The sequence below is a fragment of the Streptomyces sp. NPDC033131 genome (assembly GCF_055578365.1).
Map to the genome: position 1 here is coordinate 101,351 of NZ_JBVIPA010000006.1, position 17,284 is coordinate 118,634.

At 69.2% G+C, this 17,284-nt stretch carries 17 protein-coding genes and 1 pseudogene; 9 read left to right on the plus strand and 9 right to left on the minus strand.

Annotated features, from left to right (window positions below; genetic code table 11):
* Positions 1-58: 58 nt before the first annotated feature.
* The 5 genes from ACZ5XS_RS10800 to ACZ5XS_RS10820 form a co-directional block, all read right to left on the minus strand.
* Complete coding sequence (locus ACZ5XS_RS10800) at positions 59-139, minus strand: putative leader peptide (protein ID WP_373464534.1); 81 nt, start codon at positions 137-139, stop codon at positions 59-61.
* Between the two features lie 201 nt (positions 140-340).
* Complete coding sequence (locus ACZ5XS_RS10805) at positions 341-1,078, minus strand: LmeA family phospholipid-binding protein (RefSeq protein WP_468649864.1); 738 nt, start codon at positions 1,076-1,078, stop codon at positions 341-343.
* Between the two features lie 185 nt (positions 1,079-1,263).
* Positions 1,264-2,391, minus strand: a complete 1,128-nt coding sequence (locus tag ACZ5XS_RS10810; RefSeq protein WP_468649866.1) for a hypothetical protein — start codon at positions 2,389-2,391, stop codon at positions 1,264-1,266.
* A gap of 2 nt (positions 2,392-2,393) precedes the next feature.
* Positions 2,394-2,648: a MoaD/ThiS family protein gene (locus ACZ5XS_RS10815; RefSeq protein ID WP_468649868.1), complete on the minus strand. Its 255-nt coding sequence runs from the start codon at positions 2,646-2,648 to the stop codon at positions 2,394-2,396.
* A gap of 36 nt (positions 2,649-2,684) precedes the next feature.
* Positions 2,685-3,557, minus strand: a complete 873-nt coding sequence (locus ACZ5XS_RS10820) for an alpha/beta hydrolase (RefSeq protein WP_468649870.1) — start codon at positions 3,555-3,557, stop codon at positions 2,685-2,687.
* A gap of 172 nt (positions 3,558-3,729) precedes the next feature.
* Between ACZ5XS_RS10820 and ACZ5XS_RS10825 the strand changes: the two genes are divergently transcribed.
* The 8 genes and pseudogenes from ACZ5XS_RS10825 to ACZ5XS_RS10860 all read left to right on the plus strand — a co-directional run bounded on the left by ACZ5XS_RS10825 (position 3,730) and on the right by ACZ5XS_RS10860 (position 11,398).
* Positions 3,730-4,509: a winged helix-turn-helix transcriptional regulator gene (locus tag ACZ5XS_RS10825; RefSeq protein ID WP_217237040.1), complete on the plus strand. Its 780-nt coding sequence runs from the start codon at positions 3,730-3,732 to the stop codon at positions 4,507-4,509.
* A gap of 94 nt (positions 4,510-4,603) precedes the next feature.
* A complete protein-coding gene (locus ACZ5XS_RS10830) occupies positions 4,604-5,626 on the plus strand; it encodes a LacI family DNA-binding transcriptional regulator (RefSeq protein ID WP_468649872.1) in 1,023 nt (340 codons plus the stop codon).
* A 142-nt stretch (positions 5,627-5,768) separates the two neighbouring features.
* Positions 5,769-6,926 carry a S1C family serine protease gene (locus ACZ5XS_RS10835; RefSeq protein ID WP_468649874.1) on the plus strand — a complete coding sequence of 386 codons (1,158 nt, stop codon included), beginning with the start codon at positions 5,769-5,771 and terminating at the stop codon, positions 6,924-6,926.
* A 33-nt stretch (positions 6,927-6,959) separates the two neighbouring features.
* Positions 6,960-7,142 (plus strand): hypothetical protein, encoded by a 183-nt coding sequence (locus ACZ5XS_RS10840; RefSeq protein WP_468649876.1) that lies wholly within the window; start codon positions 6,960-6,962, stop codon positions 7,140-7,142.
* A 108-nt stretch (positions 7,143-7,250) separates the two neighbouring features.
* Positions 7,251-7,988, plus strand: coding sequence for a response regulator transcription factor (locus ACZ5XS_RS10845; RefSeq protein WP_468649878.1), 738 nt, complete (start codon positions 7,251-7,253; stop codon positions 7,986-7,988).
* A complete protein-coding gene (locus tag ACZ5XS_RS10850) occupies positions 7,985-9,448 on the plus strand; it encodes a HAMP domain-containing sensor histidine kinase (RefSeq protein ID WP_468649880.1) in 1,464 nt (487 codons plus the stop codon). The genes ACZ5XS_RS10845 and ACZ5XS_RS10850 overlap by 4 nt, the downstream gene beginning before the upstream one ends.
* A gap of 9 nt (positions 9,449-9,457) precedes the next feature.
* A pseudogene (locus tag ACZ5XS_RS10855) lies at positions 9,458-10,114 on the plus strand (aminoglycoside phosphotransferase family protein); the annotation flags it as partial.
* Between the two features lie 261 nt (positions 10,115-10,375).
* On the plus strand, positions 10,376-11,398 hold the full coding sequence (locus ACZ5XS_RS10860; protein WP_468650181.1) for a GNAT family N-acetyltransferase: 1,023 nt from the start codon (positions 10,376-10,378) through the stop codon (positions 11,396-11,398).
* A gap of 84 nt (positions 11,399-11,482) precedes the next feature.
* Here the strand turns inward: ACZ5XS_RS10860 and ACZ5XS_RS10865 are convergent, their stop codons facing one another.
* The 4 genes from ACZ5XS_RS10865 to ACZ5XS_RS10880 are packed head-to-tail and all read right to left on the minus strand — an operon-like array spanning position 11,483 to position 16,318.
* Positions 11,483-11,914, minus strand: a complete 432-nt coding sequence (locus ACZ5XS_RS10865; protein ID WP_468649882.1) for a hypothetical protein — start codon at positions 11,912-11,914, stop codon at positions 11,483-11,485.
* Positions 11,911-14,064, minus strand: a complete 2,154-nt coding sequence (locus ACZ5XS_RS10870) for a hypothetical protein (RefSeq protein ID WP_468649884.1) — start codon at positions 14,062-14,064, stop codon at positions 11,911-11,913. Before ACZ5XS_RS10870 ends, ACZ5XS_RS10865 begins: the two co-directional genes overlap by 4 nt.
* Entirely contained in the window at positions 14,061-15,911 is a 1,851-nt protein-coding gene (locus ACZ5XS_RS10875; RefSeq protein WP_468649886.1) for a hypothetical protein, read from the minus strand. Before ACZ5XS_RS10875 ends, ACZ5XS_RS10870 begins: the two co-directional genes overlap by 4 nt.
* A 56-nt stretch (positions 15,912-15,967) precedes the next feature.
* Positions 15,968-16,318, minus strand: coding sequence for a hypothetical protein (locus ACZ5XS_RS10880; RefSeq protein ID WP_468649888.1), 351 nt, complete (start codon positions 16,316-16,318; stop codon positions 15,968-15,970).
* Between the two features lie 186 nt (positions 16,319-16,504).
* Between ACZ5XS_RS10880 and ACZ5XS_RS10885 the strand changes: the two genes are divergently transcribed.
* Positions 16,505-17,281, plus strand: coding sequence for an NAD-dependent epimerase/dehydratase family protein (locus ACZ5XS_RS10885; protein ID WP_468649890.1), 777 nt, complete (start codon positions 16,505-16,507; stop codon positions 17,279-17,281).
* Positions 17,282-17,284 lie beyond the last annotated feature (3 nt).

Below are 17,284 nucleotides of genomic sequence, written 5' to 3' on the forward strand. Positions count from 1 at the left end.
CGGCGCGTGCACACGGATGCCCTGGGCAGGGCGGGGATGCGGAGGGCTGCGCCTCCGCTCAGAAAGTGCGACAGAGCATGGCGGAGACGCGGCACAGGTCCACTGCCCGCCGCTTCGTGAGATCCGCCTGTCGCTTCATGGCCTCGATCGTAGGGACGGACAGGCGCGCATGTCACCGGTGTGTCGTATTTTGAGACGCGATCGTCCGCGATGTGAGAACACAGGACCGCCCGGGCCGTGACTGCACGGTTCCCGGGCGGAGGTATCCGTCATCACATCTGCGGTACGGACGGCGGCGTCTCGCGTGTCGGACAGCCCCGTCCCCTGAGCTCAGGACTGTTTACCCGGCCAGCCGGACGTTCGAACCCTTCACCGTGATCTCCACACCGTTCTTCGCGGCCTGCACCTTGTCGAGCTGGATGCCGCCGGGCAGTCCGTCGATCTTCTGCTCGAAGTCGGTGACCGTCCGGGCCCGGTTCTCGGCGAGGTCGACGCCGGCGAACGAGGGCAGCGTGTCGGCATGCACCTTCACGACGTCCCCCTCGGCGGTGACCGTGCTGAGGACGTAGACCGGCTCGGGCAGCCGGGTGCCGAGCACCGTCGCCTCGATCGCGACCTTGATCTTGCCCTTGCCGCCGTCGGAGAGGCCGACAACGTTGGCGGTGACGCCGGGAGCGAGCTGGGTGGGCTCGGACTTGGCGGTCTTGAGCAGCTCGTCGTACGTGACGGACGCGGTGCCGGTGGCGCTGTTCGCGGTGGCGGAGCTGTAGTCGCCGGAGAACTCGACGCCCCTCATGTTCGCCTTGAGGTCGTCGATACGGATCGTCTGGTCGCCGTTGCCGGTGTCCGCCTCGTAGTCCTTGATGCCGACCTCGACGTCGTCGAGCTCGCCGCCGACGACCTGGGTGAGGAACGGGAAGCCCTTGATGGAGACGTCGGGGGTGACGGCCAGACCCTCGGTGGTCTTCAGCTTGCCCGCCGCCTCGTCCTCCGCGAAGTTGACCGCGAGGCGGTCGGCGAGGACGAAGAGGCCGCCGAAGACGACGACGAGGATCAGAAGTATTCGCAGTGCGCGCATGCGGTGTTCCCCACGACGGCGGTCGGACGACGGTCGGTTGACGGCCGGGTGGCCATCGAGCGTGAGAGTAACCCCGAGCCGGGCGGGGGCCGGAGAATTGTCGATCAGCTGTGACAGGAGGGGAGAGGCCGGTGCCGCACGGGAACCGAGCCGCAGGAATGGCGCCGGCGCCCGACTGCCCCGGCTTACGCCAAGGCCCGTCCCAGCACGTAGACCGCCGGTGCGGCCGTCGCCAGGGGAAGGGCCACGCCCGCCGTGAAGTGCACGAAGCGCGACGGGTAGTCGTAGCTCGCGACCCGGTGGCCGATCAGCGCGCACACCGCCGCGCCCGCCCCGAGCAGCGCGCCGTCCGGGCCCAGACCCGTCATGGCGCCGACCGCGACGCCCGCGCCCGCCGCGGCGAGCAGGGAGACGATCACGGAGGCCGGCGTCGGCAGGGGCAGCGCGCGGGCGAGGACGGCGACGGCCACCGCGGCCGCGCCGACCGTGACCGCGTCCGGGTCGGCGGCGAGGTGGCCGGCCGCGACGATCGCCAGCGCCGCGGAGGCGACCGTGGCCATCAGGCCGTACATCCGCTCGTCCGGCTCGGCGTGCGAGCGCAGTTGGAGGACGAGGGACAGCAGGACCCAGACGCCCAGCGTGCCGAGGATCGCGGCGGGCCCGTTCTCGCGGCCGGCCGCGAGCAGCACGGCATCCGCGACCAGCGCCCCCAGGAAGGCGAGGGCGATGCCCTGCCGGGCGGGCCACATGCCGTTGAGCCGGAACCAGCCCGCCGCCGTGACCGCCTGGAGGAGGACGAGCGGTACGAGGAGGGCGTACGACCCGATGGCCGCCGTACCGGACAGGAGCAGGCCGAGCAGCGCGGTGAGCGCGGCGGGCTGCATACCGGGCTCGATGATCGGGGAACGCCCCTCCAGGCGGGCCCGCTGCGCGTCGCTGACGCGGGGGTTGCCGGTCACGGTGGCGGGACCGTAGCCGGCGGCCGGTTCCTGGGGTGCGGGCGCATGCGCATGCGTCTGCGGAGCCTGAGGCTGCTGAGGCGGCGGCTGCGGGAGCTGATGGGCCCCGTAGGCGTCGTACGTCGGCTGTACCGGCGCCTGCTGCGGCAGGTACGCCGTCTCCGCGGCCGACACCGGCTGCTGCACCTGCGTCTCCCAGGTCTGCCCCTGCCACTGCTGCGTGTACTGCTGGGCGGCCTGCTGTTCCTCGTAGGCCTGCTGCCAGTAGGGGTCGTACCCCTCTTGTCCCTCGTGTCCGTCGTACCCCTGCTGGGGCCGGTACGGAGTACCGCCCCCATACGGCTGGTCGCTCATCGTCACCCTCCTGCGAACGGCGGCAGCACCTCGACCGTGCCGCCGTCGGCCAGCCGTACCGTCTCATGTGCGCGGGTGCCGACCGGATCACCGTCGACGAGGAACGAGCATCGCTGCAGGACGCGCACCAGTTCGCCGGGGTGTCGCGCGCGTACGGCGTCGAGCGCCTCGGCGAGCGTGGCCGCGTCGAACGGCTCCTCGGCGATCTGGGCCGCGGCCTTCGCGGCGGCCCAGTAGCGCACCGTGACCTTTGGCATCGGTTCCTCAATCAATCGGCGGTGTACACGGCCAGGCTAGCCCGGCCGCGAGACCGCCCAGTCCCCGATCCGGGCCAGCAGCTCGTCGGTGGCCGCGTGCTCCGCGTGCCCCATGCCGGGCTCCAGCCACAGTTCGCCGTGGTCACCGGCGGCGGTGGCCAGCATGCGGGGGTGATCGAGCGGGAAGTAGCCGTCCCTGTCGCCGTGGACGATGAGCAGGGGCCTCGGGGCGATCTGCGGCACCGCCTCCACCGGGGACAGCGGTACCGGGTTCCACTCCCGGTGGTGGATGCGCGTCCGCAGTCCGTAGCGGCCCACCATGCGGCCCTCGGGGCGCGTTACCAGCCAGTGGAGACGGCGCATAGGGGCCGTGCCCCGGTAGTACCAGCGGGCGGGAGCGCTCACCGAAACGACCGCGTCCGTGTGCGCTTCCGTGCGCCCCGCGCGCCCCGACCCCTCCGGCGGGTGCAGCGCCGCGTGCCGCAGCGCCACCGAGCCGCCCATGGAGAAGCCGACGGTGGCCACGCGCGCGTGCCCGAAGGAACGCGCCCACGCCACCGCGGCGGCGAGATCGAGCACCTCGCGGTCACCGACCGTGGAGCGCCCGCCGGAGGCGCCGTGGCCACGGAAGGAGAACGTGACCACGGCCCCGTACTGGGCGAACGCCCGCGCGATCCGGCGTACGTGAGGGCGGTCCACGTCGCCGGTGAAACCGTGCGCGATCACGAACACGAGATCACGGGAAGATGGCCTCCCGGCGTCGTATACGACCGCCCCCGGGTCGTATACGGAATCAATGGAAATGCCGTCGGTCGTGTGCAGAAACGTCCGGATAGGTGCGCGTCTGCTCGTCTCGGAGTGCGGACGAATGGTGGAACGCGCCACATGACCTGCCCGACCAGTGCTCATGTGGGCTATTCTCCTAGGCAGAGGACTCGGGCAGCGTAGCCCCCGGGTCCTTTTGTGCTTTCGGACGCGTTGTATACGAGCGGATAACCGCAGGTGTACGGGGCTCCGGGAATGCAGAGCAGTGCCGCAGTGCCGCAAACGTCCTCGCAGGGACCGAGGAGGAACCAGACGTATGAGTTCTCTGCTGCTCCTGACCAATGCCCTCCAGCCGTCGACGGAGGTGCTTCCCGCCCTCGGCCTGCTCCTGCACAACGTGCGAGTGGCTCCGGCCGAAGGCCCCGCCCTCGTCGACACCCCGGGCGCCGACGTGATTCTCATCGACGGGCGCCGCGACCTCCCGCAGGTCCGCAGCCTGTGCCAGCTGCTGCGGTCCACCGGGCCCGGCTGTCCGCTCATCCTCGTCGTGACCGAGGGCGGCCTCGCCGCCGTCACCGCCGACTGGGGCATCGACGACGTACTCCTCGACACCGCCGGACCGGCCGAGGTCGAGGCGCGTCTGCGGCTGGCCATGGGCCGCCAGCAGATCGTCAACGACGACTCCCCCATGGAGATCCGCAACGGCGACCTGTCGGTCGACGAGGCGACCTACTCCGCCAAGCTCAAGGGCCGTGTCCTCGACCTCACCTTCAAGGAGTTCGAGCTCCTGAAGTACCTCGCCCAGCACCCGGGCCGCGTCTTCACGCGCGCCCAGCTGCTGCAGGAGGTCTGGGGCTACGACTACTTCGGCGGCACCCGCACGGTCGACGTCCACGTACGACGGCTGCGCGCCAAGCTCGGCCCCGAGCACGAGTCGCTGATCGGGACCGTCCGGAACGTCGGTTATCGATTCGTTACTCCGGAGAAGGGCGACCGCGCCACCGACGAGGCGAAGGCCAAGGCGGCCCAGTCAAAGCCGGAGGATGCGGACGAGGCGGCCGCCCTGGACGGCGCGGAGATCCCCGCGGAGGCGTAGCGGACGCCCGGCCGCTCGGGCCGGGCACGGCTTCCGCACAGGGAGCCTGCTCGACGCCCTGCCCAGAGCGGGTCCATCCGCGTAGACTCCGCCCGTGGCCAAGGTAACCAGGGATGACGTAGCACGACTGGCAGGGACGTCCACTGCCGTCGTCAGCTATGTCATCAACAACGGACCCCGGCCGGTTGCCCCGGCCACGCGCGAGCGTGTCCTCGCCGCGATCAAGGAACTGGGGTACCGGCCGGACCGCGTCGCCCAGGCGATGGCGTCCCGTCGCACGGACCTCATAGGCCTGATCGTGCCGGACGCCCGCCAGCCCTTCTTCGGGGAGATGGCGCACGCGGTCGAACAGGCGGCGTCCGAGCGCGGAAAAATGGTGCTCGTCGGCAACTCCGACTACATCGGCGAACGCGAGGTCCACTACCTGCGCGCCTTCCTCGGAATGCGCGTCTCCGGACTCATCCTCGTCAGCCACGCCCTCAACGACAACGCCGCTGCCGAGATCGACGCCTGGGACGCCAGGGTCGTGCTGCTGCACGAGCGGCCCGAGGCCATCGACGACGTCGCCGTCGTCACCGACGACCTGGGCGGCGCCCACCTCGCCGTGACCCACCTGCTGGAACACGGCTACCCGTACGTCGCCTGTATGGGCGGTATAGCCGAGACCCCGTCCGTCGGCGACCCGGTCTCCGACCACGTGGAAGGCTGGCGGCGCGCGATGGCCGAGGCCGGGATCCCCACCGAGGGCCGGCTCTTCGAGGCCCTGTACAACCGCTACGACGCCTACCAGGCCGCCCTCAAGATCCTCGCCGGGCCCAACCGCCCGCCCGCGATCTTCTGCTCCACCGACGACCAGGCGATCGGCCTGCTGCGCGCGGCGCGTGAGCTGCGCATCGACGTCCCCGGCGAGCTGGCGGTGGTCGGCTTCGACGACATCAAGGAAGCGGCCCTCGCCGACCCGCCCCTGACCACGGTCGCATCGGACCGCTCCGCGATGGCGCGGGCCGCCGTGGACCTCGTCCTCGACGACGGGGTGCGCGTGGCGGGCTCCCGCCGGGAGCGGCTGAAGGTGTTTCCCTCGCGGCTGGTGGTCCGGCAGTCCTGCGGCTGCGCGTGAGGTCCGAAGGGCCTTCGTGAAGACTTCCTGAGAGACGTCGCCGAGCTGCGAGAGACGTCTTTATATCGGACGTACGAGGTTCTGCCGGGGTTCTCAGCAAGCGCTCAGGGAGCTCTCATGGTCGGCGGACAAGCTACCTGTCATGACCGAGAGCTTCCGCCGCAGCGGCGAGTACGAGAACCCCCAGGGTCACGGCGACCAGGCCGCGTACCCCCAGCAGCAAGCCTCCCCCGTGAACCCCGAGTGGCCGCCCCCGCCGGCGCACCAGCCCGTGCAGCCGGTCACCGTCGAGCCGGGCACCACCGTGTGGCCGTCCCAGGCCTCGCAGGCGTCCGCACCGGCCGGATTCACGGCCCAGGGTGCCTACGGCGGCGGTGACGGCAACGGCGGCGGTACGGCCGTACCCGCGGCGCCGGCCCCGGCGCCCAGGAAGCGCACCCGCGGTCCGCTCGCCCTGCTCGCCGCCGTGGCGATCGTCGCCGCGGCCATAGGCGGCGGTACCGCGTACGGCATCCAGGAGCTGACCGGCAACGACACGGTCGCCACCAGCAGCACCAGCACCGACGTGATCCCGTCCGCCGCCAAGGGCACGGTCGCCGGGGTCGCCAAGGCGGTCAGCCCGAGCATCGTCGAGATCAACGCCGCCTCCAGCGCCGGCGAGTCCACCGGCTCCGGCGTGATCATCACCGGCGACGGCGAGATCATCACCAACAACCACGTCGTGTCCGGCGCCTCCTCGATCAAGGTCAGCACCAGCGACGGCAAGACGTACACCGCGAAGGTCGTCGGCACCGACAGCAAGAAGGACCTCGCCCTGATCAAGCTGGAGAACGCCTCCGGCCTGACCGTAGCCACCCTCGGCGACTCCAGCGGCGTCCAGGTCGGCGACACGGTCGTGGCGATCGGCTCCCCCGAGGGTCTGACCGGCACCGTCACCAGCGGCATCGTCTCCGCCCTGGACCGTGACGTCACCGTCTCGACCGACGAGAGCCAGGGCCAGGGCGGCGGCAGCGGCCAGTGGCCGTTCGAGTTCGGCGGCCGGCAGTTCAACGGCGACACCGGTTCGTCGACGACCACGTACAAGGCGCTCCAGACCGACGCCTCGCTGAACCCCGGCAACTCCGGCGGCGCGCTCATCGACATGAACGGCAACATCATCGGCATCAACTCCGCGATGTACTCGGCCGCCGACGCCACCAGCTCGTCGAGCGCCGGCAGCGTGGGCCTCGGCTTCGCCATCCCGATCAACACCGTCAAGTCCGACCTGGCCACGCTGCGGGCCGGCGGTTCCGACAGCTGAGCCCGATCCGACCCCGTCCGTAGGGAGTACGTCATGATCAAGCAGGTTTCGCACCCGGCGACCGGCACCGACCCGGCCGGCTTCGCCCTGGCCCTCGAGGTGGCGTACGAACTGCACGCGCCGGTGACGCGGGCGCCGGAGGTGGCCGCCACCGCCCACGGCGCGGGCCGCCGCGCCAGCGCCGCGCGCAGCCGCCGCCGTACCGTACGCGGCTGATCCCACCCAGCTCGTCCTTCAGCGCCGGCCGGGAAGCATGCGAGGCTGAAAGCGTTCAGCACCCCGCAGCCCCCTGTCCTCCCACCGCACCCGAGGAATCCCCAGCCCATGAGCCCCGCCGAAGGCGACCGTGACACCCAGCGCATCCTGATCGTCGACGACGAGCCGGCGGTGCGCGAAGCACTCCAGCGCAGCCTCGCCTTCGAGGGCTACGGCACGGAGGTCGCGGTCGACGGCGCGGACGCCCTGGAGAAGGCGGCCGTCTACCAGCCCGACCTGGTCGTCCTCGACATCCAGATGCCCCGCATGGACGGCCTGACCGCCGCCCGCCGGATCCGCGGCGCGGGCGACACCACCCCCATCCTGATGCTGACGGCCCGCGACACGGTCGGCGACCGGGTGACGGGACTGGACGCGGGGGCGGACGACTACCTGGTCAAGCCCTTCGAGCTCGACGAGCTGTTCGCCCGCGTCCGCGCGCTGCTGCGCCGCAGCTCGTACGCGGCGGCGGCCGGGGCGGGCGCGGTCGAGGCGGACGAGGCGCTGACCTTCGCGGATCTGCGCATGGACCTCGCGACACGGGAAGTCACCCGGGCCGGGCGGCCGGTGGAACTGACCCGTACCGAGTTCACGCTGCTGGAGATGTTCATGGCACACCCGCGCCAGGTGCTGACCCGTGAGCAGATCCTCAAGGCGGTCTGGGGCTTCGACTTCGAGCCGAGCTCCAACTCCCTCGACGTGTACGTCATGTACCTGCGCCGCAAGACCGAGGCGGGCGGCGAGCCGCGCCTCGTGCACACGGTTCGGGGCGTGGGGTATGTGCTGCGGCAGGGCGGGGCGGAGTGAACAAGGTCGTACGCCGGTTCCGGTCGCTGCCGATCCGGTCACGGCTGGCGATGCTGGTGGCCGCCGCGGTGGCGTTCGCGGTGGCGGCGGTCTCGGTCACCTGTTGGTTCATCGTGCAGGGGAAGCTGTACGAGCAGCTGAACAGCGATCTGCAGAGGGGAACGAAAGGGCCGGCGCAGATCCAGCAGGCCGAGTTCGCCCTCGCCAACTGTTCCGCGACCCCGCAGGGCACCGGTTTCTTCCGGAGCAGCTACTCCCAGGTGGTCACGGAGGACGGGAAGATCTGCGTCACCGACGACTCCACGGGCACGATCAAGGTCACGCAGTCCGACAAGGACCAGATCGAGAACGGGGACCTGTCCCGGATCTACTTCCGCAACGGCACCGACGGGGACGGCAACGCGGTCCGCGTGATGACCCGGCCGCTGGGCCCCACCAAGACCGTCACCGGGGAGGCCGGACCCCACGTCGGAATCGTCGTCGCCGTACCGCTGAAGAGCACCCAGTCCACCCTCAACGAACTCGCCCTGATCCTGCTCCTGGTCTCCGGCGTCGGAGTCGTCGGCGCCGGAGCCGCCGGCCTCATGGTCGCCCGGGCCGGACTCCGCCCCGTCGACAAGCTCACCGAGGCCGTCGAACGCGTGGCCCGCACGGAGGACCTGAGCATCCGCATCCCCGTGGACGAGGACAGGGAGGACGAGGTCGCCCGTCTCTCCCGCTCCTTCAACTCGATGACGTCGTCCCTGGCCAACTCCCGCGAGCTCCAGCAGCAGCTCATCGCGGACGCCGGTCACGAACTCCGCACCCCCCTCACCTCCCTGCGCACCAACATCGAGCTCCTCACCCGCAGCGAGGAGACCGGCCGTCCCCTCCCCGAGGCCGACCGCAAGGCTCTGCTCGCCTCCGTCAAGGCGCAGATGACCGAGCTGGCCGCCCTCATAGGCGACCTCCAGGAGCTGTCCCGCTCGCAGGGGCAGCGGGGTGAGCGTCTTCAGGTGGTCGCGCTGGAGGACGCCGTCGAGTCGGCCCTGCGCCGGGCGCGGCTGCGCGGGCCCGAGCTGACCATCACCGCCGACCTGGAGCCCTGGTTCGTCCGCGCGGAACCGGCCGCGCTGGAGCGCGCGGTCGTCAACATCCTGGACAACGCGGTGAAGTTCAGTCCCGAGGGCGGCACCGTCGCGGTGCGGCTCGCCCACGGCGTCCTCACCGTCCGCGACCACGGCCCGGGCATCCCCGCCGAGGAACTTCCGCACGTCTTCGACCGCTTCTGGCGTTCCCCCAGCGCGCGGGCCCTGCCGGGCTCGGGTCTCGGCCTGTCGATCGTCGCCCGCACCGTGGAACAGGCGGGCGGCGAGGTCACCCTGGCCCGCGCGGAGGGCGGCGGCACGGTCGCGACCGTACGGCTCCCGGGGGCGCCGACGCCTCCGCCGGCCGAGCCGGTGGCGGCCCCGCTGCCGTAGGGTGCCCGGATGATTCCGGTACCGGAGACCTTCGTACGGTGCACCGTGGAGCGCGAGGGGGAGGCCGGGGCGGCGTGGATCGCCGGACTGCCCGACCTGATCGACCGGTTGCTCGATCGCTGGCATTGCGTACCGGACGGCGAGGTGCTGCACGGGGGCGTCGGCGTGATCGTCCCCGTGCGGCGCAGACGGGGCGACGGGCCGGCCGCCGTACTGAAGGTGTCGTTCCCGCACCCTGGCAACGTCCATGAGCCGGACGCGTTCGCCGCGTGGGACGGGCAGGGGGCCGTCCTGCTGTACGCACGCGACGACGAGCGGTTCGCGATGCTGCTTGAGCGGGTCGGGACGCGGTCCCTGGGGGAGGTCGAGGACGGGGACGAGGACAGGATCGTGACCGTCGCGGGGCGGCTCAACCGCAGGTTGGCCGTTCCGGCGCCGCCCGGGCTGCCCCGGCTGCGGGAGCAGTCCGACGGCTGGGAGGAAGAGCTGCGCCGGGACGCCGGCGAGCTGGAACACGGCCTGCCGGGCCGCGTGCTGGATGCCGCCGTCGCCACCGTCCGCGAGCTGGGACGCGTCCAGCCGGACACCCTGATCCACGGTGACCTCCACGCCCGGAACATCCTGCGCGCCGACCGTGAGCCGTGGCTGGCCGTCGACCCCAAGGGTAAGCACGCCAGTGTGTTGTCACTCTAGTCTTTGTGGTTGAGAGCATTTCGCCAGGTCAGCAGCCGCAGTCCGGGAGCCCGGCTAGCAACAGAGCTGTTGCCCCTCAAGTGACAGCCGCCCAGTACCGTGACCAGATAGGTTCATCGGTTGCCTCCCGATCGCTCCGAAGAGTCGCCGAGTACGCTCCTTCAGTCCTTGGTCGAGAGGAGATGCTGAGTGGCTCGGTTAGGTGGACCTGTTCTGCGCACCCAGAGGCTTGTGATGGAGCCGATCCGCCGCGGGGACAGCGACGATCTTTTCGAGGCTGTGGTCAGTCAGGACAGCGTCATGCGGTGGCTGGCAACGGGCCAGGCAGGCAGTCGATCTGCGGCCGAGGCCATGTGCGATGACCACGTCGCCCACTGGACCAAGCACGGCTACGGCGACTTCGCGGTCAGGGATGCTGCAACGCACGCGTTTCTCGGCCGGGTGGGACTGCGTAATCGGGCCAAGTACGGGGTCGACCTCGGCTTCGCCTTGCACCCACGGGCCCAAGGCCGTGGGATCGCTGGCGAGGCCGGCCGTGCGTGCCTGAACCTGGCGTTTCGCCGCCTCTCGCTCCCTGCCGTTTTCGCGTTCGTACTGCCCGGCAATACGGCTTCGATCGCGGTACTGCGCCGCCTTGGCGCCCAGGCGGACGGGACCGTCCAGTCCAGTGGCCTGGATTGTCTACGCTATCGGTTTGACCCCACCACCGCGGCCGGTGCGGAGCACGTGGGGAACGACGGTTGGGCGAACCTGCAACTGCTCCATACTTCGGGCCCCGGTTCTCCAGAAGACAAAGCCGCACTCCGCGATGGCATGCCCGACCCCTCCGGGATAAATGGGCTCGGCCTGGTGTGGGCTGACAAGCAACACACCCTCACTGCTGTCTCCAAAGGCCGGCCGGTAGGCTCCGCGGGATGGCTGCTGCGAGACATGGGATTCGACGGATTGCCACGCCGCGCCGCCGGGCTGGGCGGTCTGCTGGTGCACCCCGCCCATCGAGGCCAGGGCATCGCCCGGACGGTGATCAGCGTGGCGGTCGAACACGCACGAGCGGCCGGTGCCGAGACGATGATTCTGCTCTGCCGTCCTGACCTGGTCCCGCTCTACACGCAGCTGGGATGGAGCCCGCTCTCTGTGCCCGTCACCATCCAGCAGCCCGACGGCGCGCGGACCTCGCCACTGGCCACCATGATCTATGACCTGGCAGACCTGCCTCATCCAACGATCAGTGTGGACCTGCGGGGCCTGCCCTTTTGATGCTGGGCAGTCACCGAATGGTCGGAATGCTTCGGGGTGGCTGCGATGGTCGGAGTTGGCCAAGGCGAACTGCCTCCGGAGCACTCACCGTGTGTGCTGCCGCCGACGGGGCAGAGTGCGGACCTTGGCGGCCTCTGCGTCCCGTCCGGTGACTGCGGCATGCTCCAGGGAGAGCAGGTTGAGTGCTGCCGCGTAGGTCTTGAGCCGCTCCTCCAGGAACCGGCAGTGGGCCTGGAGGTCGGTGTACTTCGCCTTCAGCTCCTCATAGGCGTCGGCCGATCGGGCCTGTGTTGCTCTCTTCGCCTCGTCCTTGGCCACGTGCTGTTGGAAGAGATCTTTGAGGTCGGTGTGCTGATGGGTGAGGTTCCAGCGCTTGACATCGGCCTCGATGGCGAGTTGGGAGACGTTGAGGCGGCCGGTGGACCGGTGGGGTGTGCCGGCGAACAGGCGGTTCATCGCGGCGAGGATGGCTCTCCGGGTCGCGTCGGTCTCGTGGTCGAGGGGGAACACAGTCATCGGGTGTCCCTTTCGTGTGCGTCGAGGATCGCTTGCAGCCGGGCCAGTTCGTGCCGTTCGCGTTCATGGCGGATGGGCGGGGCGAGGGAGTCGGAGACGATCTCTTCCAGATCGGCCACCTGGTGCCTGACGTACTCAATGTCGCGGTCGGTGCGCGCGAGGTTGGGGCATCTGGGCCGACAGTCGTCGGTGTCCGGCGTGACCAGAGGGTCGTCGGTGGTGCCTCTCAGCTGGCAGGCGGCCGTGGTCGGGTTCAGGACGCAGGTCATGCCACGGCCGTGGTGAATCTGCAGCAGCGGGTTGCCGACCAGGTCGCGGGCTTGGCGCTCGCTTGTGAGGACGCGGCCGGCGAACTGGCGGCTGGCCTCGGTGACGCGAAGGCGGTAAGTGTCGGCGGCGGGGCCGCTGACGTGTTCTCCTTCGGCGAGTTGCTGCTCGTCCTCGGCCAGGCACTCAAGGCGGTAAAGCCATTCCTCGAAGGCGTATTCGTCAGGGAAGCCGGAGTCGTAGTCGCCGGCGTACCCCTGGAGCATTTGAGTGTGGGCATGGCCGTACTGGATGGAGGCGGCGATCAGCCCACGGGGGCGGCGCCGGATGAACCAGGCGAGGGTGCGGCGGAAGCGGCCGACCGTGAGCCGTCCTCGTTCGTCGTCAGGGATCTGGTCGGTGCGTCCGCGCCGGATGCATTCGGCGTTGACCCAGGCGGTGAACGCGGTCAGGTCCGCGGCAATCCGCTGGTCGTTCCGGGCTTCTCCCAGCCGTTTGCTGCGCTTTGATCGCCGACGAAAAGGTTCGATCTTGGCGGGGAACAGCAGTGGGTGTGGGTGAAGACGTTCGAGGACGGCAATCGCGTGGGCGACTGGTTCGATGATGACCCAGGGGTCGGACCGCACCCGCCCCTCCGGAATCTTGTTGCCGTCCTGGTCCACGGCGCCCTTGAAGTAGAGGCCGGTCATCAACCAGAGGCCGGTGGCTTGATCGTGTTCGACGCACCCACGTCGCAGGTTGAGAACCTCCCCCGCTCTCGCGCCGGACAGGTAGGCGACGACGATGAAGCATGCCGTGCTCAGCAGCCGAGCGAACTGCGGAGCCTCTGAGTAGGTGATCCGGTTCTCGCGCCAAGGGCGTCCCTCCAAGAGACCGACGACGGGGACATCGAGGTAGATGTGCTCGCTGATCGGCAGGCCCGACTCCAGCACCAGGCGGCCGGTCGCGTTCCTCCTGAAGGTGGACGAGCAGCTGAGGACGGCAGACAGGTGCGTCCAGGCGATCTCCAGCTCTCCGTCGTCACGGCGGCGCCCGGGAAGTCCTTCGCCTCGCCGTTCCAGCTCTTTCAAGTAGGCGACCACTCGTGGTTCCAGCTCGCCTGTCCGGTGCCGGTGAGCCTGCAGCCGCTCGCCGGCGTTCTTTCGGTCAGGGAGGCGTCCGTGCACATCGAGATACTCGGCGTGGGCGGAGAGGATGTCCTCAGCGAAGTCCTCAACGAACCGGATGGCCCAGACCAGCAGCATCTGCATCGTGGACTCCCCGATCCGCCGAGTGCGGTTGGCCCGCGACGTGTGGGGGCGATCGAGCAGGTCTCTTGTGTCGGCGCCACCCCAGGGAGGAGAGTCCGGGAGCCGCATTGTGGACGGCAGGAGGTGCCGGTGGGCCCAGAGTCTGCGGATCTCGGTGATCCGCCGGTAGCAGCGTTCCAGAGGAACTTCGTGATCCAGCAGGGCCACGAGGTAGTCGTCCAGCAGAGCGTTCGTGACCTGGCAGAGCTCGGTGACGCCTTGCTGCACGAACCATTCCAGTACGAACTTCATCCCGTTGAGGAACGCGTTCGCGACCGTCCTGACCGCGATGCGGCCGGCACCTGCTCGCCGGAACGCTCTGGCTTCCGTGTGGTTCAGCAGTTGCCAGACATAGAACTTCGCCGCGAGCCGCATCTCGATGGGCAGCAGCGTGAAGTTCACGACCATGGACGGCATGTGGTCTTCGAAGACAGCCGGGTTGAGATCCCAGCAGTCGTCGCCGAACCGGGAGAGCTTGCACAGGTCCGTGCCTGGCCGTAGATCTCTGTTCAGCAGCACGAGCGTGTCCAGCGTCGGTGCCAGAGTGCCGTCTGGGAGATCTCCCCAATCCAGGATCGGTGCGAGGGCGGTCATCGCAGATCAAGCTCCCGGTTCAGGAATCGTTCGACGAGCGCCCGGTCGGCGTCGGTGGCGTCACGGCGAGCATCCGCGACGGCGGCTTCGTCGGCTTCGGCCAGCAGGTCGGCCAGACGGGCGAGCGGTCCTGCGAACCGCTGGGCCCACTGAAGTACGTCCATCTGCTCCCGGCGCTCGGAGAGCCGGTCGTGGACAAGAACCTGGATGGGCAGATGTCTGGGAAGTGCCCGCGCGCATTCGCAGTCGAGGCAGAGCATGAATGAGGCCGGGCAGGGCGTTCCCGACGGCGCATGCGGGCTGTTCTTGTTGTCGGTGCACGAGGTCATGACGGTGTCGAGTTCTCCCGCGATCATCTTCTTCAAGATCACCGGGTCGAGACCGTGTTCGGAGGCAACCGCCTCCGGGTCGGTGCGGGTCCGTTCGACATCGTCGGCGGACATCACCGAGACCGATCCGCGAGCGCGGGCCTTGGCAGCTTCCTCGGTGAGTGCCGCCGCGACGACCTTGCGGTATTCGGTGACGTTGCCTCGGTTGCGGAGCAGGTACTGGGTCGCCGCGGTCTTCTCCGTGTGCGCGACCGGCTTCTGGTGCAGTTCGATGTAGGTCAGTCGCAACAGGCTGAGCGTCAACGTCAGCGGAACAGGCTTGCCGTCGTCGTCCGGCTCGTCCTTCCTCAGTCCCCACGCCGAGGCCCGGTCACCGATCAGGCCGCTGCTGCGGTTGATAGGTCGTAGTCCGCGACCTTGGTCCCGGCCACCCGAAGCGCAGTAGCCGACTAGCAACAGGTTTCCACCGGCCAATGCCCGTGAGCGGGCCGTCAGTTCATGCAGCAGCGTGTAGAGGCCGAACGGGGTGTGCAGTTCGTCCCGGGTTGTCATCTCCTCCGGCTGGTCCGGGACGCTGATCCAGTCCGGGACCTGTGACAGGGCGAGGTTCATGTAGGCCCGGAGGCCTCGGCGGGGTTTGACCAGGTCCACAATGGTCGTACCTGCCCGGCCCGTGTGGCCATCCGCTCTATGGTGGGCCGCCGGTACATTGAAGATGACGTCGGGGTTCTCACCCGTCAGAACCCCGAGCAGGATTGCTCCGGCGGCAAGTTCCTGGGCGGTCAGATGGAGCCACGAGACGACTTCCGGGGCACTGCCATGGCCGTGACGGGAGATCCAGCGCAGCGGAACGTCCGTACCCGCGTCTCGGCCCGATTCCATTCGTCTGCGAGGGACGTCGCCGAACCGGTCCACCCAGTCCAGCAATTCGAGTCGCTCGGCCAGAAACCGGTCGTCGCCAACCTCGATCTCGCCTTGCCGATACCGACGCAGGAGATCACGATTCTCCCGGATGCGCTGAGCTGCGGCTCTCAAGTCGCCTCGGGCTGCGTCAGCGATCCGTCTGAACTCAGTGCGGCTGTAACTCTCCTTCGGCTCGGCCGACGGCTTCGGCGGGAGCGGAGCGGCCAGCCGTCCGGCCATCGCGCTGCTGATGCCTTCCGTGCGGATCAGTAGTTGCTTCAGATCGGAGATCTCGCCTCTCACCGTGGCAACGAGATGCCTGCGGGTCTCGTAGAACCCGTCGATGTGCTCCGGCGTCAGGTGCGAGACCTCACGGGGTGGCCAGGGCAAAGTCCGCAGGTAGCGGTCGAAGTGCACCAGGGACCAGTAGTTCTTCTCTGTGGAGCGCAGCGAGGTCAGACCAGCCCCAGGGGCCGTGCGCTTGACGAAGGCGGCTGTCAGGGCCTCTCGCAGTCCTGGGGCCAACGTCAGGACAGACAGGTCGTAGTCGGCGAACTCGTCGCCGTTCTGGCTGAAGCACCGCACCATGAGCCGACCGTCGCTGCTGGTGAACAAGCCTCGCCGTGTCCTCGGCCGGCCCGTCGGGAGTGTGGCGCGATGCCCGTGGCCGCTCATCCGGCCACCGCCAACGGATCGGTGCGCACGCGGGGGTGGCCGGTGAACACACTCGCCATGAACGCCTCGACCGGGAAGCCGTCCGCGTGCGCCAGCAGCAGTTCGACGTCCAGGCTGCGGAACGGCTCCAGGTAGATCTCCTTGGTCGTCTCGACCGTCCGGTGCCCGAGCATCGTCTGAACCAAGTGCCAGGCGTCTCCGAACTGGGCGCGGAAGTCTGCCCGTTCCTCGGCGCTGAGGTGCCCGAGACGGGCCGCGTGCACCAGCTTGCCGATCGCGTACCACTTGAGTGCGAGCGTGTGCCTTGTGTCCGCAGAGGCCGTGTGCGGATAGGTCCGTGTGGCCATTGAGCGGGGCGATTGCCGCGGCCGGTTTCGCTTTGATGGCGACGGACGGTGTCGCGATTCCCGAAGGGTCGCAGTGAGGCAGATCACGATCCGCCCTTGCTTCGAGTTGCCCGCGGAAGGCTCGCGGAGGTCCGGATGTCGGTGGTGTGCGGCAGGGTGGTCGTCATGGGAAGCAGACTTGAGACTGTGGCGATCACGGGTGCGGCCGGGCGGATCGGATCGGTGGTGCGGGCGGGCTTGCGTGATGAGGTAGCGCGGTTGGTGCTCATCGATCGTGTTGGGCTCACAGCGCAGACGCCGAGGGAGGACGTTCACCAGCTGGATCTGCGTGATGCTGAAGCGGTGACAGCAGTCCTGAAGAACGTGGACGCGGTGGTGCATCTGGGTGGGGTCCCTGATGAGGCGCCATTGCCGGATTTGCTGGACGGGAATGTCCGAGGGACGCACAACGTGCTGGAGGGCGCGCGTCGGCAGGGGGTGCGGCGGGTCGTGCTGGCTAGCAGCAATCGTGTGAGCGGCTTCTATCCGGTCGCGGAGACCGTGACACCCGAGATGCCCGCGCGTCCGGACGGCCTCTATGGGGTCAGCAAGGTTGCAGTGGAAGCGCTCGGGCGCCTGTATGCGGACAAGTTCGGCCTGTCGGTGGTGTGCCTGCGGATCGGGAGCTTCGAGGACGCACCGAGCGAGCGACGGCATCTGTCCACGTGGTTGAGCCCCCGCGACGGCCTCGGCTTCGTCCGGACAGCTCTCACCGCTCCGGCCGTGCGCTTCGAGACCGTCTATGCGGTCTCTGCCAACACCCGCCGTTTCTGGGATACCGATGCCGGGGCGGATTTGGGATACGTGCCCGTGGACGATGCCGAAGCCTTCGCTTCGCGTCTTCCGGCGGGCCAAGATCCGGCCGAGAGCGATCCGCAGGGCGGGGAGTATGCCAGCGCGGAATACACCCTCCGACATATGTGAAGA

Coding starts and splice junctions, on each gene's coding strand:
- ACZ5XS_RS10840 (WP_468649876.1), top strand. CDS start 6,960: ATGATCAAGCAGGTTTCGCACCCGGCGACCGGCACCGACCCGGCCGGC.
- ACZ5XS_RS10810 (WP_468649866.1), bottom strand. CDS start 2,391: ATGAGCGACCAGCCGTATGGGGGCGGTACTCCGTACCGGCCCCAGCAG.
- ACZ5XS_RS10800 (WP_373464534.1), bottom strand. CDS start 139: ATGAAGCGACAGGCGGATCTCACGAAGCGGCGGGCAGTGGACCTGTGC.
- ACZ5XS_RS10865 (WP_468649882.1), bottom strand. CDS start 11,914: ATGACTGTGTTCCCCCTCGACCACGAGACCGACGCGACCCGGAGAGCC.
- ACZ5XS_RS10860 (WP_468650181.1), top strand. CDS start 10,376: ATGGAGCCGATCCGCCGCGGGGACAGCGACGATCTTTTCGAGGCTGTG.
- ACZ5XS_RS10835 (WP_468649874.1), top strand. CDS start 5,769: ATGACCGAGAGCTTCCGCCGCAGCGGCGAGTACGAGAACCCCCAGGGT.
- ACZ5XS_RS10870 (WP_468649884.1), bottom strand. CDS start 14,064: ATGACCGCCCTCGCACCGATCCTGGATTGGGGAGATCTCCCAGACGGC.
- ACZ5XS_RS10825 (WP_217237040.1), top strand. CDS start 3,730: ATGAGTTCTCTGCTGCTCCTGACCAATGCCCTCCAGCCGTCGACGGAG.
- ACZ5XS_RS10880 (WP_468649888.1), bottom strand. CDS start 16,318: ATGGCCACACGGACCTATCCGCACACGGCCTCTGCGGACACAAGGCAC.
- ACZ5XS_RS10845 (WP_468649878.1), top strand. CDS start 7,251: ATGAGCCCCGCCGAAGGCGACCGTGACACCCAGCGCATCCTGATCGTC.
- ACZ5XS_RS10805 (WP_468649864.1), bottom strand. CDS start 1,078: ATGCGCGCACTGCGAATACTTCTGATCCTCGTCGTCGTCTTCGGCGGC.
- ACZ5XS_RS10815 (WP_468649868.1), bottom strand. CDS start 2,648: ATGCCAAAGGTCACGGTGCGCTACTGGGCCGCCGCGAAGGCCGCGGCC.
- ACZ5XS_RS10820 (WP_468649870.1), bottom strand. CDS start 3,557: ATGAGCACTGGTCGGGCAGGTCATGTGGCGCGTTCCACCATTCGTCCG.